This is a genomic window from Oceanimonas marisflavi (assembly GCF_003049725.1).
GTDB classification, from domain to species: domain Bacteria; phylum Pseudomonadota; class Gammaproteobacteria; order Enterobacterales; family Aeromonadaceae; genus Oceanimonas; species Oceanimonas marisflavi.
In genome coordinates this window covers 62,457-89,366 of record NZ_QAGM01000004.1, presented here as the reverse complement: position 1 = coordinate 89,366, position 26,910 = coordinate 62,457, and the positions used below count along the sequence as shown (strand labels likewise).

At 59.9% G+C, this 26,910-nt stretch carries 23 protein-coding genes; 12 read left to right on the top strand and 11 right to left on the bottom strand.

All coding sequences use genetic code 11. From position 1 onward, the window contains the following. Positions 1-161: 161 nt before the first annotated feature. From DA373_RS04000 to DA373_RS03985, 4 genes are all read left to right on the top strand, one after another. Complete coding sequence (locus DA373_RS04000; RefSeq protein WP_107851062.1) at positions 162-1,598, top strand: glyceraldehyde-3-phosphate dehydrogenase; 1,437 nt, start codon at positions 162-164, stop codon at positions 1,596-1,598. A gap of 103 nt (positions 1,599-1,701) precedes the next feature. After that, on the top strand, positions 1,702-1,980 hold the full coding sequence (locus DA373_RS03995) for a YeaC family protein (protein ID WP_107851061.1): 279 nt from the start codon (positions 1,702-1,704) through the stop codon (positions 1,978-1,980). Between the two features lie 278 nt (positions 1,981-2,258). After that, positions 2,259-4,325, top strand: a complete 2,067-nt coding sequence (gene recG / locus DA373_RS03990) for an ATP-dependent DNA helicase RecG (RefSeq protein WP_107851060.1) — start codon at positions 2,259-2,261, stop codon at positions 4,323-4,325. A gap of 489 nt (positions 4,326-4,814) precedes the next feature. Then, positions 4,815-6,848, top strand: a complete 2,034-nt coding sequence (locus tag DA373_RS03985; protein ID WP_107851059.1) for an AsmA family protein — start codon at positions 4,815-4,817, stop codon at positions 6,846-6,848. A 7-nt stretch (positions 6,849-6,855) separates the two neighbouring features. On the opposite strand, the gene DA373_RS03980 is transcribed toward DA373_RS03985, so the two are convergent. Further along, positions 6,856-7,794 (bottom strand): LysR family transcriptional regulator, encoded by a 939-nt coding sequence (locus tag DA373_RS03980; protein WP_107851058.1) that lies wholly within the window; start codon positions 7,792-7,794, stop codon positions 6,856-6,858. A 154-nt stretch (positions 7,795-7,948) separates the two neighbouring features. Between DA373_RS03980 and cuyA the strand changes: the two genes are divergently transcribed. From cuyA to cuyB, 7 genes are all read left to right on the top strand, one after another. After that, entirely contained in the window at positions 7,949-8,959 is a 1,011-nt protein-coding gene (gene cuyA / locus DA373_RS03975) for a D-cysteate sulfo-lyase (RefSeq protein ID WP_107851057.1), read from the top strand. An 88-nt stretch (positions 8,960-9,047) separates the two neighbouring features. Beyond that, a complete protein-coding gene (gene hisD, locus DA373_RS03970; RefSeq protein ID WP_107851056.1) occupies positions 9,048-10,361 on the top strand; it encodes a histidinol dehydrogenase in 1,314 nt (437 codons plus the stop codon). Positions 10,362-10,405: 44 nt separating this feature from the next. Then, the gene (locus DA373_RS03965; RefSeq protein WP_107851055.1) at positions 10,406-11,626 is read left to right on the top strand and encodes a DegT/DnrJ/EryC1/StrS family aminotransferase; all 1,221 of its coding nucleotides are present in this window, start codon (positions 10,406-10,408) and stop codon (positions 11,624-11,626) included. 63 nt (positions 11,627-11,689) lie between these two features. Continuing rightward, positions 11,690-12,679 (top strand): TRAP transporter substrate-binding protein, encoded by a 990-nt coding sequence (locus DA373_RS03960; RefSeq protein WP_107851139.1) that lies wholly within the window; start codon positions 11,690-11,692, stop codon positions 12,677-12,679. Between the two features lie 105 nt (positions 12,680-12,784). After that, positions 12,785-13,387 (top strand): TRAP transporter small permease, encoded by a 603-nt coding sequence (locus DA373_RS03955; RefSeq protein WP_107851054.1) that lies wholly within the window; start codon positions 12,785-12,787, stop codon positions 13,385-13,387. Positions 13,388-13,408: 21 nt separating this feature from the next. Then, on the top strand, positions 13,409-14,689 hold the full coding sequence (locus DA373_RS03950) for a TRAP transporter large permease (protein WP_107851053.1): 1,281 nt from the start codon (positions 13,409-13,411) through the stop codon (positions 14,687-14,689). Between the two features lie 43 nt (positions 14,690-14,732). Then, positions 14,733-15,470 carry a cysteate racemase gene (gene cuyB, locus DA373_RS03945; RefSeq protein ID WP_107851052.1) on the top strand — a complete coding sequence of 246 codons (738 nt, stop codon included), beginning with the start codon at positions 14,733-14,735 and terminating at the stop codon, positions 15,468-15,470. Positions 15,471-15,539: 69 nt separating this feature from the next. Here cuyB and DA373_RS03940 read toward each other — a convergent pair whose 3' ends face one another. From DA373_RS03940 to typA, 7 genes are all read right to left on the bottom strand, one after another. Continuing rightward, on the bottom strand, positions 15,540-16,430 hold the full coding sequence (locus DA373_RS03940; protein WP_107851051.1) for a bifunctional GNAT family N-acetyltransferase/hotdog fold thioesterase: 891 nt from the start codon (positions 16,428-16,430) through the stop codon (positions 15,540-15,542). Between the two features lie 74 nt (positions 16,431-16,504). Continuing rightward, complete coding sequence (gene dtd, locus DA373_RS03935) at positions 16,505-16,942, bottom strand: D-aminoacyl-tRNA deacylase (RefSeq protein ID WP_107851050.1); 438 nt, start codon at positions 16,940-16,942, stop codon at positions 16,505-16,507. Beyond that, positions 16,939-17,898: a prolyl aminopeptidase gene (gene pip, locus DA373_RS03930; protein WP_107851049.1), complete on the bottom strand. Its 960-nt coding sequence runs from the start codon at positions 17,896-17,898 to the stop codon at positions 16,939-16,941. Before pip ends, dtd begins: the two co-directional genes overlap by 4 nt. Beyond that, positions 17,898-18,803 carry a virulence factor BrkB family protein gene (locus DA373_RS03925; RefSeq protein ID WP_107851048.1) on the bottom strand — a complete coding sequence of 302 codons (906 nt, stop codon included), beginning with the start codon at positions 18,801-18,803 and terminating at the stop codon, positions 17,898-17,900. The genes pip and DA373_RS03925 overlap by 1 nt, the downstream gene beginning before the upstream one ends. Positions 18,804-18,950: 147 nt before the next feature. Continuing rightward, the gene (locus DA373_RS03920) at positions 18,951-19,529 is read right to left on the bottom strand and encodes a YceI family protein (RefSeq protein ID WP_107851047.1); all 579 of its coding nucleotides are present in this window, start codon (positions 19,527-19,529) and stop codon (positions 18,951-18,953) included. Positions 19,530-19,554: 25 nt separating this feature from the next. Continuing rightward, positions 19,555-20,076 (bottom strand): cytochrome b, encoded by a 522-nt coding sequence (locus DA373_RS03915; RefSeq protein ID WP_232821186.1) that lies wholly within the window; start codon positions 20,074-20,076, stop codon positions 19,555-19,557. Positions 20,077-20,310: 234 nt separating this feature from the next. Next, positions 20,311-22,146, bottom strand: coding sequence for a translational GTPase TypA (gene typA / locus DA373_RS03910; protein WP_107851045.1), 1,836 nt, complete (start codon positions 22,144-22,146; stop codon positions 20,311-20,313). A gap of 487 nt (positions 22,147-22,633) precedes the next feature. Between typA and glnA the strand changes: the two genes are divergently transcribed. Next, positions 22,634-24,043, top strand: a complete 1,410-nt coding sequence (glnA, locus tag DA373_RS03905; protein ID WP_107851044.1) for a glutamate--ammonia ligase — start codon at positions 22,634-22,636, stop codon at positions 24,041-24,043. A 143-nt stretch (positions 24,044-24,186) separates the two neighbouring features. On the opposite strand, the gene DA373_RS03900 is transcribed toward glnA, so the two are convergent. From DA373_RS03900 to slyA, 3 genes are read right to left on the bottom strand one after another with little or no spacing between them, the layout of a single operon-like run. Further along, positions 24,187-25,200 (bottom strand): DUF2955 domain-containing protein, encoded by a 1,014-nt coding sequence (locus DA373_RS03900; RefSeq protein ID WP_107851043.1) that lies wholly within the window; start codon positions 25,198-25,200, stop codon positions 24,187-24,189. 13 nt (positions 25,201-25,213) lie between these two features. After that, the gene (locus tag DA373_RS03895; protein ID WP_107851042.1) at positions 25,214-26,263 is read right to left on the bottom strand and encodes an HlyD family secretion protein; all 1,050 of its coding nucleotides are present in this window, start codon (positions 26,261-26,263) and stop codon (positions 25,214-25,216) included. Beyond that, positions 26,260-26,709, bottom strand: coding sequence for a transcriptional regulator SlyA (gene slyA, locus DA373_RS03890; protein WP_107851041.1), 450 nt, complete (start codon positions 26,707-26,709; stop codon positions 26,260-26,262). Before slyA ends, DA373_RS03895 begins: the two co-directional genes overlap by 4 nt. Between the last annotated feature and the right edge of the window lie 201 nt (positions 26,710-26,910).

Here is a 26,910-nt window from a genome sequence, read left to right as displayed (position 1 = left end):
GGTTTTAGTTCTCATTTCGGTCTTTTTGTGCTCGGTACCGGTCTGGTAATCATACCCCCTATCCACTAAAATGGGCGCGCCTGAAAAGTCCAGAAGCAGTCACTTTGTGTGTTTTGCTGTTAATACCAATAACGGTTACGTGAATTAAAAGGATCCGGTCGATGACCCATGAGAGTTACCTGTCCGCCTGGCAACAGAGCCAGGAACTGGCAGAGTCCATGCAGCCCCTGATTGGCAAACTGTACCGCAACCAGGGTGTGGAGACCTGTGTCTATGCCCGCCCCCTGCTGAATGCCTCTACCATTGATATTCTCAAGGCTCACCGCGTGGTGCGTCGTCACGAAGGCCAGCCGCTGCCGGTCAGCCAGAGCTATCCGGTGCTCAAGGCCCTGAGCGAGATGGAACTGGCCCCGGCCAGCATCGATCTGGGCAAACTGGCGGTGCGCTACTGGAAGGATCATCAGGACGAGTCCGGCCTGGTTGATTTCCTCAAGACCGAACTGGCCCCGGCTCTGAACGTAGCCTCCGAAAGCAAGCCCACCGACGTGGTGCTGTATGGCTTTGGTCGTATCGGTCGCCTGCTGGCCCGCCTGCTGATTGAACGTGCCGGCAGCAACAACGGCATGCGCCTGCGCGGTATTGTGGTGCGTGGCAGCGGCGACGATCTGGAAAAGCGCGCCAGCCTGCTGCGTCGTGACTCCGTGCACGGTCCTTTTAACGGCTCCATCGAAGTGGACGCCGAGAACAACGCCATTATCGCCAACGGCACCTATATTCAGGTGATCTACGCCAACAGCCCGGAAGAGATCGATTACACCCAGTACGGCATTCACGATGCCCTGGTGGTGGACAACACCGGCAAGTGGCGTGACGAAGCCGGCCTGGGTCTGCACCTCAAGGCCAAGGGTGCCGCCAAGGTGCTGCTGACCGCGCCGGGCAAGGGCGACATCAAGAACATCGTATTTGGTGTAAATGACGACATGATCCTGCCGGAAGACCGCATCATGTCTGCCGCGTCCTGCACCACCAACGCCATCACCCCGGTGCTGAAGGCGGTAAGCGACGCCTACGGCGTGAAGAACGGTCACGTGGAAACCGTGCACTCCTATACCAACGATCAGAACCTGATCGACAACTATCACAAGGGTGATCGTCGTGGCCGCAGTGCCGCGCTGAACATGGTTCTGACCAGCACCGGCGCCGCCTCTGCCGTGGCCAAGGCCCTGCCCGAGCTGAAGGGCAAGCTGACCGGCAACGCCATTCGCGTTCCCACTCCGAACGTGTCCATGGCCGTGCTGAACCTGAACCTGGAAAAAGCCACCACCGCAGAAGAGCTGAACGATTATCTGCTGCAGGTGTCCCTGGATTCTCCGCTGCACAACCAGATCGACTACAGCACCAGCAGCGAGCTGGTTTCCACCGACATGGTTGGCTCCCGCTTTGCCGGTATCGTTGACTCCCTGGCCACCATAGTGGAAGGCGACCGCGCCGTACTGTATGTCTGGTACGACAACGAGTTCGGTTACAGCTGCCAGGTAGTACGCGTGATGCAGAAGATGGCCGGTATCGAGCTGATGGATCTGCCCGCGCGCGGCTGATCGCATTTTTGCAAACCGGTAATAAAAAAGGGGTGGCGTGAGCCACCCCTTTTTGCGTTGGTAATGGTAAATTAACTGCCATCAACAGAATGAAGGAGTTGTCATGTCATCGTTTCAGCAAGCCATTGCCGCCATGCCCAAAGAAGTCTATGAGCGGCTGAAAACCGCCGTGGAGCTGGGCAAATGGCCCGATGGCTCGGCTCTGACTCAGGAGCAGAAGGAAAACAGCATGCAGGCGGTGCTGGCCTGGCAGGCCATGCACAACGACAACCCCGAGCACATGACCATAGGCAAGGGCGGCGAGCTGGTAATGAAAACCAAGGCCGAGCTGCGCCGCCAGTTTCGCGATGAAGAAGAAATCGTCCGCAGCAAGCTGAATTAAAGCTTTAAGCGGTAAGCCGTCAGCTGTAAGTGGTGGGGCCTGGTGATGCTGTGTTGTGCTTGAGGGCTATGCGTTGTCAGGTTCAATGGATGCCGGCTCAGAGGCCGGCATGACGGCACAATTTCGTCACTCCGGCCTTGACTCCGACCTGGAGTCCAAGACGTTACTGCAGTCCCCAGTCCCCAGTCCCCAGTCCCCAGTCCCCAGTCCCCAGTCCCCAGTCCCATTTTAATCCCGGCTTTGCTATTCTCTGTACATATTTACAGTGCAGGGCCGCCATGAATCTGGACAAAATGCCCCTCAGCCTGCTTAAGGGTGTGGGCGACAAAATGCAGGAAAAGCTGCACCGGCTGGGGCTGGAAACGGTGCAGGATCTGCTGTTTCACCTGCCGTTGCGCTACGAGGACCGCACCCAAATCTGCCCGGTGGCCGAACTGCGGCCCGGTATGCATGTATCCGTGGTGGGCGAAGTGGTCGACAGCCACATCAGCCATGGCCGCAAGCGCATGCTGCTGTGCCGGCTGCGGGACGAGAGCGGCACTCTCACCCTGCGCTTTTTCAACTTTGCCGCCGTGCAGAAAAACAGCCTTACCGCCGGCACCCGGCTGCGTGCCTTTGGGGAAATCCGCCCCGGTCATCACGGCCTGGAGATCATTCACCCCGAATACACCCTGCTGCAAGGCGACAATCCGGTCAGCGTGGAAACCAGCCTGACCCCGGTGTACGGCACCACCGAAGGGCTGCGCCAAATCAGCCTGCGCCAGCTTACCGATCAGGCTCTTGAGCTGCTGAAACAACATCCGCTCACCGAGCTGCTGCCCCCGGGCCTTTACCGCCAACAACTGCCCCTCAACGACGCCGTGCGCCTGCTGCACCGCCCGCCTCCCGATGTGGCGCTGCTTGAACGGGGCCAGCACCCGGCTCAGCAGCGACTGGTGATGGAAGAGCTGCTGGCCCACAACCTGTCGGTACTGCAGGTGCGCGAGCAGGGCCAGGCTCACCGCGCCCGGGCGTTGCCGCCCGCCGAGGCACTGGTGAACGACTTTCTGGCCCGGCTGCCGTTTTCCCCTACCGGTGCCCAGCAGCGGGTGGTGAGGGAGATTGGCGCCGATTTGCACAAAAACGTGCCCATGATGCGGCTGGTGCAGGGGGATGTGGGCTCGGGCAAAACCCTGGTGGCGGCGCTGGCGGCCCTGCAGGTGATCGGCAATCAGGGCCAGGTGGCGCTAATGGCCCCCACCGAGCTGCTGGCGGAGCAACACGCCGCCAACTTTGCCGCCTGGCTGGCCCCCCTGGGCATTCAGGTCGGCTGGCTGGCGGGCAAGGTCAAGGGCAAGGCCCGGGCCGAACAGCTGGAGCGGCTGGCCAGCGGCGAGCTGGCCATGATAGTGGGCACCCATGCGCTGTTTCAGGAGCAGGTGCAGTTCAACGCCCTGGAGCTGGTGATCATCGACGAACAGCACCGCTTTGGCGTGCACCAGCGCCTCGCTCTGCGGGAAAAAGGCAGTCAGGGCGACTACTACCCCCATCAGCTGATCATGACCGCCACTCCCATTCCCCGCACCCTGGCCATGACCGCCTACGCCGATCTCGATACCTCCATCATCGACGAGCTGCCGCCGGGGCGTACCCCGGTGACCACGGTGGCCATTCCCGATACCCGCCGCGACGAGGTGATTGAACGGGTGCGGCAAGTATGCCGTGAAGAGGGCCGGCAGGCCTACTGGGTGTGCACCCTGATCGACGAGTCGGAGGTGCTGGAATGCCAGGCGGCGGAAGACACCGCCACCGCGCTCTCGGCCCGCTTGCCGGAGCTTAAGGTAGGACTGGTGCACGGCCGCATGAAGGCGGCGGAAAAGCAGGCGGTGATGGCCGACTTCAAGGACGGCAGGCTGGATCTGCTGGTGGCCACCACCGTTATCGAGGTGGGGGTGGACGTACCCAACGCCTCGCTGATGATCATCGAAAACCCCGAGCGCCTGGGTCTGGCCCAGCTGCACCAGTTGCGCGGCCGGGTGGGCCGGGGCGCCACCGCTTCACACTGCGTGCTGCTCTACCATGCGCCCCTGTCAAAAACCGCCACCCAGCGGCTGGGCGTGCTGCGGGACACCAACGACGGCTTTATTATCGCCCAGAAGGATCTGGAAATTCGCGGCCCGGGCGAACTGCTGGGCACTCGTCAGACCGGCCTGGCGGATCTGAAAATCGCCGATCTGGTACGGGATCAGGCCCTGCTGCCGGAAGTGCAGCGGCTGGCCCGCTATCTCGCCGACCGCCATCCCGACTGCGTGGAGCCGCTGATCCGCCGCTGGCTCGGCACCCGGGATCACTACGGTAAAGTTTGATAAAACAACGCTTTACGCGGTAAGCTGACAGCAAAACGTATCTTCCAAATGAAGCCTTTCTTTTGCTGATCGCTTACAGCTGAAAGCCTGTACCTTGGTCACAAGTCGTCAAAGAGGCCGTAATGCGAAGCATCAGTGCGGTTGCACTCCGCCGACACGCTACAAGTACTTCCCTGTAACGCTCGAAAATGCCATCCATGGCATTTTATGGTCGGCTACGGCAATCCCCACTGCTGCTTCGGGCAACATTGGCGTTGCCTGCTTCCTGTCAGTCGGCTCTGAGTGTGCCGAGGAGGGCAAAGGGTGTCTGCTTCGCCGCGCCCTCTGCGCCAGGGATGGCGCAGTGGAGCCTACAGGGAAGTATTCATGGCGTGCCGGCGAAGTAGTGCGCTTTGGCCGACGGTTGTGCACGGCTCTGCAAACGATCATATTTTTGACTAAGAGACAGACTGAAAGCTTAAAGCTGCCCGAAGGGCGAAGGATAAATTCATGAAAAAACTGGCCAGAAGGGGTTTGACGGGGCTGCTGGTGCTGTTGCTCGGCGGCTGGTTGCTGCTCAATCTGCTGGATATTAACCAGCTGAAAAAACCGGTGCTTACCTGGCTGAACGAAAACACCGAGTTGGGGCTGAGCGTGGGCCGGCTGGAGTTCAACCCGCTGTCGCCCTACAAGCTGCTGGCCGAAGATGTACGCCTGGGCGACTGGTTCAGCGCCCGGCAAGTCTATCTGGAGCTGGAACGGCTGGCCCCCCTGGCCGGCCGTACCCAGGTAGCCATTCTCGATATTATCGACGGCAGGCTCAACCTGGAGCAGGCCCAGGTTCCTGCCCTGCCCGCCAACCTGGCCGATATTCATATTGCCGAGCTCAATACTCAAAACCTCGCCCTGACCGGCCGGGGCTGGGAGGCCGGAGGTATCGAGCTTCATCTGCACGACTGGCAACCCCGGCAGCAGGGCCAATGGCAATGGTGGGCCGACGCCGGTCTCAGCGGCCGGGTACGCCAGATTTCCCACCCGGCGCTGGAGCTGTCACGGGTGAATATCAGCGGCCATCTGCGCCGAGACCGTCTGGAACTTGACGATCTGCGCGGCCAGTTGTCCGGCGGTCTGCTCAGCGGGTCCCTGACGGTGGATCCCGCGCGCCGGGAACTGCACCTGGAGCAACCGCAATTCAGCCAGGTCAAACTGCAACTCACCGGCACCACCGCCCTGCCCGATGGCTGGCGGCTGCTGCTGACCCGGGCCGGGCTCGATGATGTCAGCCTGACCACGCCGCAGCTCACGGTGAACGGCATGCGCGGTGAAATAAGGGATCTGGAATGGAACGGTGCGGGGCTGCCCGAAGGCCGGGGCGAGTGGCAGGCGAGTGAGGCCACCCTCGACTGGCTGCGCCTGGACCAGCACCGGCTGAGCTGGCTGGGCGATGCCGAGCGTCAGGACATTACCCTGAACGGCCGGGCCTGGGAGGGCAGCATAGAGGCCGAGCTGGGCTGGCACCCGGATCAGGGCCGGCTGGATATCGACGATCTTCAACTGGCCGGCAACAAGCTGGTGTGGCAGCCGGATATGTCCTGGCCGGTTCCCGAGGTGCGCATTCACAAGCTCAACCTGAGCCGCACCGAGCTGCTGTCACTGGACGATGAGCTGCCGTTGTCCGTGTTTGACGGCAATCTGTTCATTACCGATCTGGCCTGGTCGGCGGGCCTGTGGCATCCGTTAACCGGCCAGGCCCGGCTGGAAGGTCATGTCGGCGAGCTGGTCTGGAACAGCCTGATCACCCGCGCCACCCGCTTCAGCGCCCGCCTCACCGACGAGCAATGGCTGCTCGATAGTCTCAGTGGTGACTGGCTGGACGGCAAAATAACACTGAGCGGCAGCCTGGGGCTCTATGCCCCTTACCGCACTCATATTGAACTGGCAGGAGAAAACTGGCAGCTGCGTCATCTCAGCAACTGGCTGCGGGCCGACCGGGGCTTTGCCGGCGAAATGAACGTGACCGCCAGCCTCACCGGCGAGCCCGAAAATCCCGCCGGCTGGCAGGGAGAGCTGGCCCTGGACGGACAGGATATCTTTGTGGAGCAACTGGGGCTGGATCCCTGGCTGCGCCACCGCCTGGGTGAAGACTACAGTGATCCCAAACAGGCAGACACTGCCCTGGCGGCACTGGATCTTATGCAACAGGATGGTTTTTTCTACCGGCTGGATCTGCGTGGCCCGGTCACCGATGGCCGCTGGCGACTCGACGGCAGCGCGGTTCAGAGCGTGCGTCACCTGCTGGCCCTGCGGGGGAACATTGGCGCCGGTGGCCGGCTTGATCTCGACCTGGGCGCCATTAACGATGCCGGCTGCCGGGAACTGGCCATCAGGCTGACCGGCGACTGGCACGCCCCCCGCCTGCGCCTGCACCAGCCCGAACTGAACACACCGTGCCGGCCCTGGTATACCGGCCCCGTGCCCTACCCTGCCGCCGGCCTGCCCGGCAGGCTGATCGAGGCGGTCCGGGCACTGCCGGCGACGCTCTGAACGCCCTTTATACCGTGGACCGCACCAACGGAAACTGTTCGGTGTAGCTGAGGTTGTACAGCTCCACCAGGTAGCGCCAGAACACATCCACTTCCGGCTTGACCGTATGCCGGAAGCGATACAGCAGAATGCGCAAATCCACGGTATGAAAGCCTTCATGCAACACGGTGAGCTGGCCCTGGGCCAGCTCATTCTGGATCAGCCCGTAGGGCAGCCAGGCCACACCATAGCCCTGCAATGCCATGGCCTTGAGCCCTTCCGCCAGGGCGTTTTCACACACTATGCTGTACTGAAAGTCCGGCGGCAGCTTGTTAAGACAGAACTCCTTGACCAGCCCGCCCAGATAGGAATCGTCGGGATAGGACAGCAACTTGAGCGGCGTTGTGCCGTTCACCGAAAATACCGGCGTGCCTTCCGGCGTCAGCGCCGACACCGGCACCAGGCGGTCGGTACCCACCTGAATGCAGGTGGTGTCGTTGCGCGACAGCTGGCCCATGTCGCCGGCCGAGGAAAAACTCAGCAGAAAATCCCCCATGCCCGCCATAAAGGACTCGGTAATGTCATGCAGGTTGCCGGTGCTGAGTTTGACCAGGGTATTGCCCACCAGCGGCTCCAGAGTGCGGATCCAGTGGGGAAAAAACGACACCGCCGGCGAGTGCTGGGCGAGAAACACCAGGCTTTTCTGAATTTCCTGCCCCTGCAGCCGTTTGCGCACCCGGTAGGTGTCGTGGATCATGCGCTTGGCTTCCTCCACAAACGCCTGGCCACTGCTGGTCAGGGTGGTGGGATGCTTTTCCCGGTCCACCAGGGCCACCCCCAGCCAGTTTTCCAGGGAGCGAATGCGCCGGCTAAATGCGGGCTGGGTCACAAAACGGGCTTCTGCCGCCTTGGAGAAACTGCCGTGCTCACTCAGGGCCACAAAGTCCTTCAACCACTTCAATTCCATTAAAAACAATTCCTTACCGTATCTTTTCGGCCCTATGCCCAAAAGTAACCACGGACAGAGCCAATATAGCATTGGTCGTACAGCGGTGATTATTCCACCATGAAGTTGTTAACCAAATGTATTGCACATGTTCAAAACGAAGAGGAATGTTAAAATGCATCTAGCTCGTTATCCCCGTCTGCACTTTGCTCATCTGGCCACTCCGCTGGAGCCGATGCATCAACTGACCAAGCTGCTGGATGGTCCGAACCTGTGGATCAAGCGTGACGATTGTACCGGTCTCGCCGGCGGCGGCAACAAGACCCGCAAACTCGAGTTTCTGATGGCTGATGCCCTGGAACAAGGTGCCGATACCATCATCACTCAGGGGGCCACCCAGTCCAACCACGCCCGCCAGACCGTGGCCATCGCCACCAAGCTGGGCCTGGAATGCCACATTCTGCTGGAAGACCGCACCGCCTCCGAAGACGTCGACTACAACTACAACGGCAACGTCATGCTGGACCAGCTGTTCGGCGGCATGCTGCGCAAGTATCCGGGCGGCACCGACATGAACGCGGCCATGGAAGAACTGGCCAGCGAACTGAAAGCGGCCGGCAAGAAACCCTATATCGTGCCCGGTGGCGGCTCCAACGAAATCGGCGCCCTGGGTTACGTCAACTGTGCCCTGGAACTGCTGGGCCAGGCCAACGACGCCGGTCTGCGCATTGACCACGTGGTTCACGCCACCGGTTCCGCCGGCACCCAGGCCGGTCTGGTCACCGGTCTGTCCGGCAGCAACAGCCGCATTCCGGTGCTGGGCATTGGCGTGCGTGTTCCCCGCGAGCAGCAGGAAGCCAACGTGTTCCGTCTGGCCGAGCGCACCGCCGAGAAGCTGGGCATCCCCGGCGCCGTCAAGCGTGAAGACGTGGTTGCCAACTGCGACTACGTGGGTGAAGGCTACGGCATTCCCGCTCCCAGCACCCTGGAAGCCATCGAACTGTTTGCCCGCCACGAAGGCATTCTGCTGGACCCGGTTTACTCCGGCAAGGGCGGCGCCGGCCTGATCGACCTGATCCGCAAGGGCCACTTCAAGAAAGGGGAAAACGTGGTGTTCCTGCACACCGGCGGCGCCCAGGCGCTGTTCGGCTACCGTGATGCCTTTGGTTTTGCCAAGTACTACTGATTGACCCGAACGGCCGCAGCCCGGCCGTTCACTCCAACGGGTGCTGTTGTCAGCCAGTTGGCGCGTTTTAATTAACAGGTGACATACCATGGAATATCTCAAGAGAGCGGCGGCAGAAAGCGAAGTCGCACAGGAAGATGAGCGCATTCAGGGCGTAGTCAAGGACATGCTGGCCAATATTCGCCGCAACGGTGAAACCGCGGTGCGTGAATACGCCAGACAGTTTGATAACTGGCAGGGCGATTTCGTACTGACCGAGCAGAAAAAGCAGGCCCTGATCGACCAGGTGCCTCAGCAGGTCAAGGACGATATCGACTTTGCCCACCGCCAGATCAAGCGCTTTGCCGAAGCCCAGCGTGACAGCCTGACCTCCTTTGAAATTGAAACCGAAGAAGGCGTACGCCTGGGTCAGCAGGTACTGCCGGTGCAGTGTGCCGGTTGTTACGTACCCGGTGGCCGTTATGCCCACGCCGCCTCTGCGCTGATGAGCGTGGCCACCGCCAAGGCCGCCGGCGTGCCCTTTATCGTGGCCTGTTCACCGCCCCGCGGCGACAGCATCAACCCGGCCGTGGCCTATGCCATGCATGTCGCCGGCGCCGATGTCATTCTGGAAATGGGCGGGGTACACGCCGTGGCCACCATGGCCTATGGTCTGTTTACCGGCCGCCCTGCCGACATTCTGGTCGGTCCGGGCAACGCCTACGTGGCCGAAGCCAAGCGCATGCTGTTCGGTGAAGTAGGCATCGATGTGTTTGCCGGCCCGACCGAATCGGCCATTATCGCCGACAAGAATGCCGACCCCATGACCATTGCCGTTGACCTGGTGTCCCAGGCCGAGCACGGTCCCAACTCCCCGGTCTGGCTGTTTACCGACAGCCGCGAGCTGGGCGAGAAGGTGCTGGAGATCATGCCCCATGTGATTGCCGACATGCCCAATGCCGATGTGTGCGAGGCGGCCTGGCGCGATCACGGTGTGGTCATCCTCGGAGACAGCCGGGAAGAAGTCGCCAAAATCAGCGACGAGTGGGCCTGTGAGCACCTGCAGGTGCTGGCGGACGATCTGGAATGGTGGAAGGCCAACCTCAACAACTACGGCTCCCTGTTCCTGGGTGAAGGCAGCACTGTTTCCCACGGCGACAAATGCTCCGGCACCAACCATATTCTGCCCACCAAGAAGGCGGCCCGCTACAGCGGTGGCCTGAACGTGCAGAAGTTCATGAAGGTGCTGACCTATCAGGAACTGAGCGAAGAGGCCAACCTGGTGTTCAGCGCCGCCGGCTCCCGCATTTCCCGCACCGAAGGCATGGAAGGCCACGCCCGCGCCTGTGACTGGCGCCTGCGCAAGTACTTCCCCGAGACCGAGTGGGATTTCCACGTTTACGATCAGAAGCGTTATTGCTGAGTCAGACGGGCAGGTGCACCGGCACCTGCCCCCCGGGAGAAGTTATGACCATCTTCAACAAGTCTTTCACCCAGCAGGAACCCATACCCGAAGCAGGCATCGAGCGGGCCGTGGAAGTCATGCGCAGCGGGCGTCTGCACCGCTACAACTCCGCCGCCGGTGAACCGACGGAAACCGAACTGCTGGAGCAGGAATTCGCCGACTACCAGGGCAGCCGTTATTGCCTGGCCTGTGCCTCGGGCGGTTACGCCCTGCACGTGGCCATGCGTGCCGCCGGCCTGCAGCCCGGTGACAAGGTACTGTGCAATGCCTTTACCCTGGCGCCGGTGCCGGGCGCCATTCACAATGCCGGTGGCGTGCCGGTGTTTGTGGAAACCACCGAGGATTTCACCATCGATCTGGACGACCTTGAACACAAGGCCGCCACCGGTGACGCCCGTTACCTGCTGCTGTCCCATATGCGCGGTCACCTGGCCGACATGGATCGGCTGATGGACATCTGCAACCGGCACGGCGTGATTGTGATCGAAGACTGTGCCCATACCATGGGCGCCAGCTGGAACGGTAAAAAGAGCGGTACCTTTGGTCAGGTCGCCTGTTTCAGCACCCAGACCTACAAGCACATGAACTCCGGCGAAGGCGGTTTTCTGACCACCGACGACGATGACATCATGGCCAGGGCCATTATCTACTCCGGCTCCTACATGCTCTATGAGCGCCATCCGGCAGCGCCGCCCAAAGAAGCCTTTGCCCGCATTCGCTTTGAAACCCCCAATTACAGCGGTCGCATGGACAACCTGCGTGCCGCCATTCTGCGCCCCCAGCTGGCGGCACTGGATGAACAGTGCCGGCGCTGGAATGATCTGTACCGGGTCACCGAAGCCGGCCTGCGGCAGATACCCTGCCTTCGCCTGCCCGAGCGTCCCGAGGCCGAGCAGTTTGTCGCCAGCTCGATTCAGTTTTCCCTGCCCAATCAGAGCGAAGCCGACATTCAGCGCTTTATTGAACGCTGCGAAGCCCGCGGCGTGCCACTAAAATGGTTTGGTGACAAGGATCCAAAAGGCTACACCAGCCGCTTTGACAGCTGGCGTTACCTGGGTGAACCTCCGTCATTGCCGCAAACCGAGCGAGTGCTGGCGACCATGTGCGACATGCGCCTGCCCCTGACCTTTGACGAAGCGGACTGCCGACTGATCGTGCGCATTATTGCCGACGTCTGCGACGAACTCTTTTTGTCTGCCGGCCCCGGCGAACACGCAAACTGAACAGGTTCCTGTTGCACGGAAGTCAAAACCGAAAACTACAGTGAGGTAATGAATATGTTCTCCATGAAGAAAGTCGCCAAATACCTGACCCTGTCCCTGGCCTGCGCCGCCACTGCCCTGCCCATGGCAGCCAGTGCCAAGACCATGCGCCTGGGTATGGGTGACCCCATCGACTCCGACCAGGGCGCCTATGCCAGCCGCTTCAAGGACCTGGTGGAGTATTACTCCAACGGCGATATCGAGATCACCCTGTATCCCAACGGCGCCATCGGCTCGGAAACCGAAATGGTGCAGAATGCCCGTCTCGGCTCCCTCGACATGGCACTGGTCGGCATCGGCAACGTCACCCCCTTCTCCAAGGAGCTGGGCATTCTGACCATGCCCTATGTCATCACCAGCACCTCTGATGCGGTGAAAATCACCACCGGTCAGCTGGGGGATCACTGGAACCAGCTGGCCCAGAAGCAGGTCGGCACCAACATTCTGGGCTGGACCTACTCCAACTTCCGTCACCTGACCAACTCCAAGCGTCCGGTCAAGAACCTGGAAGACCTGCAGGGCCTGAAGATTCGTGTGCCGCAGAACCCCATCATGCTGGCCACCTGGAAGGCCTGGGGCGCCAACCCCATCGCCATGGCCTGGACCGAAACCTTCACCGCCCTGCAGCAGCAGGTAGTGGATGGTCAGGACAACCCCTATATCGTCAACAACACCATGAAGTTCTATGAGGTGCAGGATTACGTCACCGAGGTGCATCACCAGTACTCGCTGCAGCCCCTGCTGATCGGCAAGCGCACCTTTGACAAGCTGAGCGATGAAGAGAAAAACATTCTGACCCGCGCCGGCCTGGAAGCCCAGCAGCACGCCCTGATTTTCCAGATCTCCGAAGCGGACAAGGCCAAGCAGAACATGATCGACAACGGCATGGAAGTCTCCACCCTGGAAGACGAAGAGCAGTGGATCAAGCTGGCCAAGGAAAAGGTCTGGCCCGAGTTCTACGACACCATTGGTGGCAAGGAAAACTTTGAGGCCGTACTGGAACAGCTGAAGTAAGACTGTTTCTGAATGTAAGCAGACGGGCCTGGCAACAGGCCCGCACAATACACAAAAGGGCGGAATGCGGTGCCGCCGCCCCGCCCTCTTTGTTGGAGCCTTGTTATGCGTAAGCTGATGCTGCAGTTGGACAAGCTGGAAAATTACATATGTCAGCTTCTGCTCTGTCTGTTCGTGGTGCTGCTGTTTGTTCAGGTGATCCTGCGAGTGGTATTCAACTACGGAATCCCCTGGAGTGAAGAGCTGTCCCGCTTTGCCTTTGTCTGGTTTGTATTTCTGGGGGCCTCCTATGCCGCCCGGCTGTCGGCCCACAACCGGGTGACCTTTCATCTCAGAATGATGCCCCCCGGCATGCGAAAAGGGGTCGAACTGGTGGGGGATCTGTTCTGGATTGCCTTCAATACCCTGATGACCATCAAGAGTATTGAAGTGATCGAGTCGATGATGGAGTTCACCTTCTATTCGCCGGCACTGGACTGGTCCATGGCCTACCTGTACATGATTTTCCCCATCTCGTTCACCCTGACCACCATTCGGATCATTCAGGTCAACTACCTGAAGCTGACCGGCACCAACTTTGACGATGTGGATGAGCCAAAGCTGGAAGAAATGGAACAGGCACATGATTCGGCAACAGCGCCGAAGCAGAACGGGTCATCCGGCGACAAATCCGGCAAGACCAAAAAAGGCGGAAACACCCTGGCCTGAGCGGGGTGAGAGGATTAAAAAATGACAGCTCCCATTATCTTGTTTGGCATGTTTTTCTTTCTGCTGCTGATCGGTGCACCCATAGTGGTGGCCCTCGGCGCTTCGGCCCTGAGCGTGTATCTGGCGGCAGGGGATGATTTTGTATCTCTGGTGCAGACCGCCTGGAACGCCGTGGATTCTTTTCCCATCATGGCCCTGCCCGCCTTTATTCTGTCGGGCGCCCTGATGCAAAGCGCCGGTATTTCCCGCCGGCTGGTACATATTGCCGAGCTGATGGCCGGCCCCATGGCCGGTGGACTGGGCTTTTCCGCCATTCTCGCCAGCATGTTCTTTGGCGCCATTTCCGGCTCCGGCCCGGCCACCACCGCCGCCGTGGGCATGCTGATGATCCCCGCCATGGTGGATCGCGGTTACAGCCGCAGCTACTCGGCAGCGCTGACGGCCTCGTCCGGTGGCCTGGGCGTGGTGATCCCGCCGTCCATTCCCATGGTGATCTACGGCGTCACCGCCAGTGAGTCCATTACCAAGCTGTTTCTGGCCGGTATACTGCCGGGCATCATGCTGGCCGGCGGCCTGATGATCGCCAACTATGCCATCAGCAAGAAAAAGGGCTATACCGGCAGTCCCGAGCGCAAGCCCGGCGAGCTGCGCAAGGCCTGCCGTGAAGGTATCTGGGCCATTCTGGCTCCGGTAGTGATCCTGGGCGGCATCTACTCCGGCCTGTTCACTCCCACCGAAGCCGCCGTGGTCTCGGTGTTCTACACCCTGTTTGTGGGCATTTTCATTCACAAGGAACTGAAGCTGGACGGCTTCAAGGAATCCCTGAATTCCACCACCTGGCTTACCGGTCGCGTGCTGATCATCATGTTCACCGCCACCGCCTTTGGCCGCATTCTGGTGGAGAACGACATTCCGGGCATGATTGCCGCCGGCCTGCTGGATCTGACCGGCAGCCTGCCGCTGATCTGGCTGATCGTCATTGCCTTTCTGATCTTTATCGGCATGTTTCTGGAAACCCTGGCCACCATCATGATCGTGACCCCGGTACTGCTGCCGGTGATGGTCAGCCTGGGCGTCGACCCCATTCACTTTGGTGTGGTGCTGGTATGCTGCTGTGAAATCGGCTTCTCGACGCCACCCCTGGGTGAAAACATGTTTATCGGCTCCAGTATCGCCAAGGTGTCCATCGAGGAAATTTCGGTCAAGGCCCTGCCCTTTGTGCTGGTGGAAATACTGGTCGTGATGCTGCTGGCCTTCTTCCCCGATCTGACCATGTGGCTGCCCAACCTGTTTGGCTACTAATGCGGCGGTAACCGCTGACCCGATTGTTGAATGGATGAAAAACATGGAAAAAGAAAAGTCTGTAGGCGTGATTGGCGGCATGGGGCCGGAAGCCACCGTTGACCTGATGCGCCGGGTGATTGCCCTGACTCCGGCGGGGGATGATGCCGACCATATTCATATGCTGGTGGACAACAACCCCAAGGTGCCGTCGCGCATCAAGGCACTGATTGAAGGCACAGGTGAAAGCCCGGGGCCCTTTATGGCGGAGATGGCCAGAGGACTGGAGCGGGCCGGAGTGGACTTTCTGGTGATCCCCTGCAACACCGCCCACATGTATCACGCCGAGGTGGCCGAAGCGGTGCAGATTCCGGTGGTCAACATTCTGGATGTGACGGTGCGCCATGTGCTGGAGCGCCATCCCAACATCAAGAAGGTGGGTCTGCTGGCCTCCACCGCGGTGGAGATGACCCGGCTGTACCATGAGAAGTTTGCCCAGAAAGGCGTGCGGGTGCTGTTTCCGGAAGCGGAGCAGCAGCATGATGTCATGACCCTGATCCGGGAAGTGAAAGCCAAAAGCTATGACTACGACTCCCTGGCTCGTTATAACGCGGCGGCCACGGCGCTGAAGGAGCGGGGTGCGGAATGCCTGATCCTGGCCTGTACCGAGCTGTCGGTGATCGCCGACAAGCTGGTGTCCGACATTCCGGTGTACGATGCTTCCCAGCTGCTGGCGGAGCATATCGTCGATCAGGTCAAGGGGGAGCACAAGCATGTAAAGCCGGTGCTGACCGACCGCTGACCGGGTGCAAAATACACTGATAACGCAATGAGAAAGAAGGGAAATATCCCTTCTTTTTTTATGCCCGATTCAGTGGGTGAGGATCACATAGCGTCCGGTAAACAAGGCGGCGCGGGTATCACCGCTGTACAGGGTAACACTGAGCTCCACCTTGACCCGTTCGCCACGGGCCAGGGGCTGCAGCTGATCCCGCAACCGGCCCTGCACCTCGGCGGTGGGCTCATCCCATACCGGCGTCAGATACTTGATGTCGCCGCTGCTCTGCACGATATCACCGCTCAGACCATACTCCTGCATCTGCAGCCAGATCAGTCCCCAGCCGGTCAGCACACACTGGCTGTAGATGCTGCCGGCAAACATGGACTCGTGCAGGTTGAGGTTGGCGGTCAGGTTGGCCAGGGTTCTGAGCTTGCTGCCGGTGTACTGAATGATTTTGACCCCCATCTTTTCACTGATGGGAATACGCCGGTGCCACTGGCGCTGCAACTCATCGCACAGCTCGGGTCTGTGGCTGATCTGGTGAATGGGGGTCAGCGCCTTGATCATCTGCCGGTGGGGAATTTTGCCAAAACTGATGGGACCTTCCCCCACCACGGTAAAGCCGCAGTGGCTGTAAAAAGCCACCGCCTCTTCCCGGGCGTTCATCACCAGCCGGCGCACCCCCTGCTGACGCGCCACCTGCTCCAGTGCCTGCACCATGCGCGAGCCCAGGCCCTGGTCACGACACTCTGGAATCACCGCCATAAAGCGGATCTGGGCTTCGTCGCCACTCACATACAAACGACCCACCGCCACCAGCCTGCCGGTGTCGTCCACCATCATGCGATGATGGGCATATTCATCGAACTCGTCGCGCTCCGACCCCTTGGGCTGTTGCCAGGGTTTGCGCAACAGCTGCCAGCGCAGCTGATAGTAGGCTTCCAGTTCCGCTTCCGTTTGCGGGGTGACCACACGATACATGGTCTGCTCCTGTTAGGGTTATCTGTGACTAAACTGTCGCGCGCAGCGGCAGCGTACAATTTGGAGGATTCCGGCTAAACCTGCAGCCAGAAAGTAACGGGGCCGTCGTTGGTCAGGCCGACCTGCATGTCGGCGGCAAAGCGGCCGGATTCGGTAGGCACGCCCTGATCCCGTGCCGCCATCACAAAGTAATCGTACCAGCGCTCGGCGTCGGCCGGTGCCGCCCCGCGGGAAAAGCTGGGCCGCAGGCCACTGTTGGTATCGGCGGCCAGGGTAAACTGGGACACCACCAGCAGGCTGCCGCCGGCCTGGCGCAGATTGAGGTTCATTTTACCATTGTCATCGGGAAATACGCGATAGCCGAGCACTTTGGCCAGCAGTTTGTCGGCCTTGCTCTTGTCGTCTTCCCGTTCCACCCCCAGCAGCACCAGCAGGCCGGGGCCAATGGCGCCAACGGGTTCGCCGGCCACGGTAACACTGGCCTCGGTCACTCTTTGTATCAGGGCTATCATTTCTGTGCCAGCTCCTTTGCCATCTGATCGATCGCCTTGACCAGGGCATCCATAATACCCGGTTCAAAGGCCGAATGTCCGGCACCGGGCACAATTTGCAGGCGAAGTTCGGGCCAGTGTTCGGCCAGCGCTGTCGCAGCGGCGGGTTTGCAGATGGCGTCATAACGGCCGTGCACCAGAATGGCCGGCAGCGAGCGCACCTTCTCAATCCCCTTGATGATATGGTTCTCCTCAAAGAAGCAATGATGGACGAAGTAGTGGCATTCCAGCCGGGCCAGCGCCAGCGCACTGTGGGCCTCACCGTAGTGGCTTTCGGCATCATTTCTGGGCAACAGGGTGGAAATGCGCCCTTCCCAGATGGCCCAGGCTCTGGCGGCGTTGAGCCGGGCCAGCTCGTTATCGCTGGTGAGCAGCCGGTAATAACGATTGAGCAGGTCACCGGCATCGCCGTTCAGCGGCGTCAGGAAATCCCGGTAATAGTCGGGAAACAGCTGGGCGGCACCGCCATCGGGCTGATACAGCCAGTCCAGATCCTGCTGCCGGCCGAGGAACAGGCCACGCAACACCAGCCCCAGCACGCGCTCAGCGTGCTCAATGGCATAGCAAAGGGCCAGGGTAGAGCCCCAGGAGCCGCCAAACACCAGCCAGCGCTCAATGCCAAGGGTGGTGCGAATAAGCTCCATGTCGGCGATCAGCGCCTGAGTGCTGTTGTCGGTCAGCTCCGCATGAGGCGTCGACTGGCCGGTGCCGCGCTGATCAAACAGAATAATGCGATAATGCTCGGGATCGAAAAAACGCCGGTGCTCCGGGCTGATGCCGGCGCCCGGTCCGCCATGCACCAGCACCACCGGAATGCCGAGTGGGTTGCCGCTTTCTTCCACGTAAACATGATGCAGGTCGGATACCTGCAACCACTGCTGCTGGTTGGCATTGATTGCCGGATAAAGGGTGCGCATCAGGCCGGATCCTCGTCGTCGTTATTATCGTTGTCGTCTTCAAAGCTTAGTCCGTGGCGATGTTCATATTCGTCCAGACTGGCGGTGAGCTCGGCGCCGAACAAGGCGATCATCCAGCTGAGATACACCCACACAAACAAAATGGGCACGGTCGCCAGGGCGCCGTAAATGGCCTGATAGGACGGAAACTGGGTGATATAGAAGGCAAAGCCACGTTTGGCAATCTCAAACAGCACGGCGGCCACCAGACCACCCAGCAGGGCATGACCAAGACGTACCCGTTTGTTGGGTACCACCATATAGAACACCACAAACATCAGGGTGGATAACAAAAACGGCAGCAGGCTCAGCAATATGGCGCCCACACCGAAAAAGCTGTCACCCTGAAAAATCCGCATGGAGGTCACGTAGGAGGTCACCGCCAGACTGGCACCGGCCAGAATCGGCCCCAATGTCAGGATCATCCAGTAGGTGGAAAAGGCCACCGACCAGCGCCGCTTCTGGGACACTCGCCAGATATGATTGAAGTTTTCGTCAATGGCCGAGATCAGCAGCATGGCGGTCACCGCCAGCGCCGCCACGCCGATGGCGGTGGTTTTCGAGGCGTTATCGATAAAACCCTGAATGTTCTTTTGCACCACATCACCCGCCGCCGGCACAAAGTTGCTGAACACAAAGTCCTGAATGGTCTCGCGCACGCCGGCAAACATGGGAAAGGCCGACATCATGGCGAACACCACTGCCAGCATGGGCACCAGCGACAACAGACTGATATAGGTAAGATAACCGGCAGTGATCTTGAGCCGGTCCTGTTGCATGCGCTGCAGCACAAAGCGGGTGAAGTCCACTCCATGCTCGCGAATAAAACGCAGACGGTGCCCGACATGGGCGGCGATCTGGATCATGGCACATCCTGTGTTGCGGTAAGTGAATGGTTATTGTGGCAAATTTCATGCATTCACGGCCAGCCATCGGCGCAAACAACAGGTCTCAAACGAAAAAACCGCCCGGATTCATCATGCGGGCGGTGTCGTCGGGCAGCGGTAACAGAGTTACTGGCGCACGCCTTCCAGGTGAATATCCAGATATACAGTGGTAGAGGCCGGACCCAGATCGTAGTCGATACCGTAATCGGCCAGTTTCAGTTCCAGCTCGCCTGCAAAACCACGGCGGAAGTTGCCCCAGGGGTCATCACCGGCGCCAATCTGCTCAACTTCAAACTCCACCGGCTTGGTTACACCGTGCAGGGTGAAGTCGCCTTTTACCACATATTCACCGGCCTCATCGCCCTGGGTTACGCTGGTGCTTCTGAAGGTGGCTTCGGGGTACTTGCTCACATCCAGGAAGTCATCGCTGCGCAGGTGACGGTCGCGCTCACCGTGGTTGGTATCAACGCTGGCGGTCTTCACGGTCATTTGCACGCTGTTATTGGCGGCATTGTCCTGATCAAAGGCAAAGCTGCCGCTGAAATCATTGAAACGGCCCTGCATCCAGCTGTAGCCCAGATGATTGATTTTAAAATTGACCGAGGCGTGCATGCCATCGGTATCCACTGTGTAGTTTTCCACGGCGGCAAATGCCGGTGACGCAGACACGGCCAGCAGGGCGGTGGCCATCATGGTTTTTTTCATTTTGTCTCTCCTTGTTGAGAAAATATCAAAGCATACGTTTCAGGGTCTCGTCCCGGTCAAACCAGTGGTGCTTGAGCGCCGCCAGGGCGTGCAAAGACACCAGGCCGATCAGCGACCAGGCACAGATTTCGTGAAGCAGACCGGCCACGTCTTCCTGATGTTCAAAAGCGGTGAACAGTGCCGGAATATCGAACCAACCGAAAAATGAAGCGGGTCTGTTGTCGGCGGTGGCGACCAGATAGCCGCTGACAAACAGGCCGAACAACAGCAAATACAGCAGCCAGTGCATCAGGTGCGCCAGTCGGCGCTCCCAGGGCTGATGGCTGGCCAGCGGCCCCGGCTGGGCAAGCCACCAGCGACTTAGCAGGCGGATCACCACCAGGCCGGCCAGCACAAAGCCCACGCTCTTGTGCCAGTAAGGCAGCACCTGATAAAGCGGATCGTAGTAGCCCAGGCTGCGCATCCACAGCCCCACGCCAAACAGGCCAAACACCAGCAGGGCCGTCAGCCAGTGAAAAAGGCGCATTGTGATTGAATATTTCTGCATATTACGGCTCTCCCGCTGCCGTGAAAAAAGACTGTCCAGTCAGCAGTGCATGCTCATGGACAATCAGTCTAATGCCTGTGCCCGTAAATCAAAGCGACCTTTACTGGATTAAAGATTCAAATAATTTGAACATGAGGGGTGAAGGGTGAGGGGTAAACGTCAGACGCTTTGTCTGATGCACGATCGAAAAAGGGGGCGCCGAAGCGCCCCCTTTAATACTGCAAATCAAAGTGATCAGGCGCGGCTGGCGCGCTTGCGATCGTTTTCGGTCAGCAGCTTCTTGCGAATACGAATGTGGTTGGGAGTCACTTCCACCAGCTCGTCGTCATCGATGAACTCGAGGGCGCGCTCCAGGCTCATCTTGATGGGCGGCACCAGGGTCAGCGCCTCATCGGTGCCGGCGGCACGAATGTTGGTGAGCTGCTTGCCCTTGAGGCAGTTTACGGTCAGATCGTTGGAGCGGTTGTGAATACCGATCACCATGCCTTCGTACACTTCGGTGGCGTGCTCGATAAACAGACGACCGCGCTCCTGCAGGTTGAACAGGGCGTAGGCCAGGGCCTTACCGGTGGCGTTGGAGATCAGCACGCCGTTGTTGCGCTGACCGATGTTGCCACCCTTGTGGGGACCATAGTGGTCAAAGGTGTGGTACATCAGGCCGGAGCCGGAGGTCAGGGTCATGAACTCGGTCTGGAAGCCGATCAGGCCACGGGCCGGAACAATGAAGTCGATGCGTACGCGGCCCTTGCCGTCCGGCACCATGTCGGTCATTTCGGCCTTGCGCTCACCCAGCTTCTCCATCACGGAGCCCTGGCTGTTTTCTTCCACGTCCACGGTCAGGGTTTCGAAGGGCTCTTGCAGCTCGCCGTTTTCTTCCCGCAGGATAACCTCGGGACGAGACACCGCCAGCTCAAAGCCTTCGCGACGCATATTCTCGATCAGGATACCCAGGTGCAGTTCACCCCGGCCGGACACGCGGAACTTGTCGGGGTCACCGGTTTCTTCCACCCGCAGGGCCACGTTGTGCACCAGCTCCTGCTGCAGACGTTCCAGAATGTTGCGGGAAGTCACGAACTTGCCGTCCTTGCCGGCAAAGGGAGAGGTGTTGACCTGGAAGGTCATGGTCACGGTGGGCTCGTCCACGGACAGCGGCGGCAGCGCTTCCACGGCACCAGCGGCACACACGGTGTCGGAGATCTTCAGCTCGCCCAGGCCGGTGATGGCCACGATGTCGCCGGCGCTGGCTTCGGTCACATCGTGACGCTGCAGGCCCAGGTAACCCATGACCTGGCCGACCTTGCCGTTGCGGGTCTTGCCGTCGGCGCCGATCACGGTCACCTGCTGGTTCACCTTGACGGTACCGCGCTTGATCCGGCCCACACCGATAACGCCCACGTAGGAGGAGTAGTCGAGCTGGGAGATCTGCATTTGCAGGGTGCCTTCCGGATCCGCATCGGGGGTCGGTACCTGGTCGATGATGGTCTGGAACAGGGCGGTCATGTCTTCGGCCGGCTCATCGGCGTCGAGAGAAGCCCAGCCGTTCAGGCCGGAGGCGTACACCACCTGGAAGTCGAGCTGATCATCGGTGGCACCCAGGTTGTCGAACAGGTCAAACACCTGATCCATCACCCAGTCGGGACGGGCGCCGGGCTTGTCTACCTTGTTGATGATCACGATGGGCTTGAGCCCTTGAGCAAAGGCCTTCTGGGTTACAAAGCGGGTCTGCGGCATGGGACCTTCCTGAGCGTCCACCAGCAGCAGCACGGAATCCACCATGGACATGACCCGCTCTACTTCGCCACCGAAGTCGGCGTGTCCGGGAGTGTCCACGATATTGATGCGGTATTCCTGACCCTCGGGAGAGGTCCAGCGAATGGCGGTGTTCTTGGCCAGAATGGTAATGCCGCGCTCACGCTCGATGTCGTTGGAGTCCATGACCCGCTCTTCGGCTTCACCGCGGCTTTCCAGGGTGCCGGACTGCTGCAGCAGCTTGTCGACCAGGGTGGTTTTGCCGTGGTCAACGTGCGCGATGATGGCAATGTTTCTCAAGTTGTTGATTTCAGATGACATTAATTTCTTTCGCTCGCATATATTCGAGGCGGGCACACACCGGCGCTGCCGCTCTCAGGGGGTGTCCGTCGCGAAGACTGCAGCGGAACCAAATAAAAAGGGCTGCAAATTGTACACGCTTTAGCCGCTTCAATATATTAATTTATTGTGTTTCCTGCCTCGGACCACGACCGGCCCGGTTTCGCTGGCCGTGAATTAAAAGGACCCGGACCGATCCCCTGCCCCGCCATGAATGATATTATGCGATGAAACCGCAACCGGCAGCGGCCACCCTGCACCGTAATGGCGCGCACAGGCAAGAGCGCACCAAAAGGATTCAGTAATGCACTAAACTAGTGCAGAGCAAGAATGACCGGTTCGCAGGCCATGATGTAATTGACTTAAATAACAGCAACTTACCAACATGGCACGGTTTTAGCTTAGTAAATGGAAACTGATGAATTTGTTCATCAGACCCTGGGATGCTTATTTTTGGAGGTCGAAATCCATGTCAATCGAAACCGTAATGGACATGATCAAGGAACACGATGTCAAATTCGTCGATCTGCGCTTTACCGATATCAAGGGTAAAGAGCAGCACATCAGCCTTCCGGTCAACCAGATCAACGATGATTTTTTTGAAGAAGGCAAGATGTTTGACGGCTCATCCATGACCGCGTGGAAAACCATTCACGAGTCCGACATGGTGCTGATGCCCGACCCGTCCACCGCCGTGATGGACCCCTTTACCGAAGACGCTACCCTGAACATTCGTTGTGACGTGCTTGAGCCCGCCACCATGCAGGGCTACGACCGTGACCCGCGCTCCATTGCCCGCCGCGCCGAAGAATACCTGGTGTCCACCGGCATCGCCGATACCGTGCTGATCGGTCCCGAGCCCGAATTCTTCATGTTTGACGATGTGCGCTTTCACACCGACATGTCCGGCAGCTTCTTCAAGATTGACGATGAAGAAGCCAAGTGGAACTCCGGCCGTGAATACACCGAAGGCAACAAGGGCCACCGCCCCGGCGTGAAGGGCGGCTACTTCCCGGTTGCTCCCATCGATTCTTCCCACGACATTCGCTCCGCCATGTGTCTGGTGATGGAAGAAATGGGCCTGGTGGTGGAAGCTCACCACCACGAGGTGGCCACCGCTGGTCAGAACGAAATTGCCTGTAAATTTAACACCCTGACCAAGAAAGCCGACGAAATCCAGATCTACAAGTACGTGGTTCACAATGTGGCCCACGCCTTTAACAAGACCGCCACCTTTATGCCCAAGCCGCTGGTAGGCGACAACGGCTCCGGTATGCACGTGCACCAGTCCCTGGGCAAGAACGGTGAAAACCTGTTCGCCGGCGACCTGTACGGCGGCCTGTCTGAAATGGCGCTGTACTACATCGGCGGTATCATCAAGCACGCCCGTGCCCTGAACGCCATCACCAACCCGGCCACCAACTCCTACCGTCGTCTGGTGCCCGGCTTTGAAGCCCCGGTGATGCTGGCCTACTCCGCCCGCAACCGTTCCGCCTCCATCCGGATTCCGCTGGTGGGTTCACCCAAGGCCCGCCGCATCGAGACCCGTTTCCCGGATCCGGCCGCCAACCCCTACCTGTGCTTTGCGGCCCTGCTGATGGCCGGCCTGGACGGCATTCAGAACAAGATCCACCCGGGCGATGCCATGGACAAGGACCTGTACGATCTGCCGGCCGAAGAGGCTGCCGGAATTCCGACCGTCGCCACCTCGCTGGACAACGCCCTGGACAACCTGGATCAGGACCGCGAGTTCCTGACCCGTGGCGGCGTGTTCTCCGACGAGTTCATCGATGCCTACATCAAACAGAAGCGCACCGAGACCGAGTCCATCAATATGGCGGTTCACCCGCTGGAGTTTGACCTGTACTACTCCGTTTAACGGACAGCGTGAAGCCATAAGCTGAAGGCTGGAAGCGAAAGGCCCGGGGAAACCCGGGCCTTTTTTGTTTTTATTAAAGAGTGAGGCGACAGGGGTGAGGAGTGAGGAGATCCAACCCCTCACCCCTCACCCCTCACCAATGATTACAACACCTGGTGGCGGGTAGACGGAAACAGGTTAAGCAGCCTGTGCACCAGATACACGCAGCACAGGGTGACCAGAATGGCCACCGTCATTGAGCTCATGCGATAGAGGGCGCTGAACACCAGATCGTGCTGGGGCGATACATACTGGCCAAACAGAATGCCCACCGTGGTGAGGCCGGCAAAGCCGATGCCGGGCATGGGCTCGCGGGCGTGAAGCCGGGCAAACACCATGGTGCAGATCCAGAACGCCAGTCCCAGCAGCAGCAGGTTGTGATAGTGATCATAAAGCACCAGCTGAAACAGCAGACCCATTGAGCAGCCCAGCAGGGTGCCGATACAGCGGGCCCGGCCCGACACCACGGCACCGGCAAAGCTCATGGGAAACAGCACCAGCACGGTGGCCACCTGAGCCGACAGCGAGTCCACCAGATCCACGGTCTGAAACACCACAAAACTGATGGTGGCGACAATGGCTCCCAGCAGGGTCTGGTGACGCAGTATATTGTCGCTTTTTTCCGGCAGCGCCCGGGCCACGGGGACTTCACGGTTGGGCAGCAGGGCATAGAGCAGGGCCGCCACCGCCACCGACAGACAGGACGCCACTATGTTGCTGGCGGCCATGTCCGCCAGATGAAACTGCGGGTAGCTGGCAAAGTGCAGCATAATGCTGAGGCTGACGCACCCTGTGGCGCCAAACAGCATCAGCGGGCCTTTGGCCATCAGGTAAAAACGCCACAGAAACAGCACAAACACCACCGCCACATAGGCCGGCGGAAAATGCCCGAGCAGCCCCGGCAGCAACATCACTTCCAGCGAAGTGAGCACCGACGAGCCAATAAACTGCAGCACCACAAAGCGGTTGAACACCGGCACCATGCCCAGCAGCAGCATGGGATAAACGGTAAAGAACACCCCCATCTGCGAGTCCGTTACCTTGGCGGTGAGCATGCCGAGAGTGCTGCCAAGGGCAATGCGCAGGCAGCCTCTGAGCTTGTCGTCGGTAAAGATCATGGCCGCACGCTCATCAATAGAGATAACGGAACTGACTGACCAGCCACAGCTGGGCCCAGCCCAGGCCGTGCAGCCAGCTGCCCGCCTCGGGAAACACCTGCACCGTGGCCCGGGCGCCGGTGGCCAGGGCCGGCACCGGTTCATCCAGGCTAATATGCACCCGCAGCCGCTGGGCGTCCCGCACCCAGCGATCGGAATTTTCCGGCTGCACCAGCAGGCCGTCGGCCGTCTGCTGGCCATGACGCACGCCGCTGTCGATACTGCTGACATGACCGTCGAAAATGCGTCCCGGCACGGCATCAAACACCACGCCCACCTCGGTGCCCGTGGTCACATGGCGCAGGCTTTTTTCCCGCAGATCGGCGATCACCGTCAGCTCGTTGGAAATCAAGGCCAGCAGCGGCTGGCCGGCCTGAGCCTGCACGCCTTCCTGCAGTTGCAGATTGCCGATACGTCCGGCCATTTCAGCTTTTACCCGAGTGCGTTGCAGCGCCAGTCTTGCCTGCTCATAGGCATTGCTGGCCTGCTCATGGGCCAGCGCCGACGCCGCCAGCGCCTGTTCGGCTTCCTGCTGCCGGGCTTCCACCGCCAGCAGTGCGCTTTGCGCCTGCCGGGCCTGATTGCGGGCCTGCTCCGCCTGCTGTACCGACATATGACCAAGACGGTGCAGCCGCTCCAGCCGCGCGGCTTCCCGCGCCAGCTCCTGCGCCTTTAACCGGACCTGCTCGATTTCCGCCTCGATGGCGGCCATTGCCGCCTGCTGACGCTCCATCTCGGCGGCCGCCAGCTGCTGCTGCAGGTCGGCCCGGGCCAGCGCCAGCCGGTAATCGGTATCATCCAGTTCAAACAGCAGATCACCTGCCGCCACGGGCTGGTTGTTGCTCACCGCGACCCTGGCTACCTGACCGGCCACCCTGGGCGCCACCGGCAGCACCGGCCGGTGTACCTGAGCCTGGGGTGTCATGGGCGCATAGTTATCAATCAGCACAAAATACACCAGCAGCACGCCAAAGAGGGTCAGGGCAATGCGTACCCAGCGGTTGAAGCTCTGCTCCGCGCTCATTGTTTCTCCTTTTTTCCGCCCAGTTGCTCGCCGATTGTCTGCAGATTGGCGCTGATATGGCGCACCATGCGTTCCAGCTCGGCCAGCTCCGCCTCGCTCAGACCATGCAGCACCTGTTGCCGAGTATGGTCCAGCACGGCGTCCATTTCCGCCAGCAATGGCTGTACCGCCGGGGTCAGGTGCACCGTTTTGCCACGCCGGTCGTCGGCACAGGGCCGGCGCTCTACCAGCCCCAGCTGCTCCAGGCCGTCCAGAGTGCGCACCAGGGACGGGCTCTCCACCCCCACCCGGCGGGCCAGCCGGTGCTGCTGTATGCCGTCTTCCTGCTGCAGATGGGTCAGGGTGATCCAGCGGCTCTGAGTCAGGCCCAGGGGTTTAAGGCGCTCGTCATTGATCAGCCGCCACTGCCGGACCAGACTGGCCAGCGCCATGCCCAGTGTTTTCATCGTACCCTCCACATTTAGTTAGCTAGCTAATTATATTCGTGCTATCTATGTTTGGCAAAGTCCGGATTCCGCAGCAGGCAGGTTTTTTGCATCAGTTACCTTCAAGGGCCTGATGTTTCATCAAAACACTCGGATTGCACCATTATGTAGCAATTATTCAAACATGGGTTACACTGATTGCACTATATTGGTGCACACCTG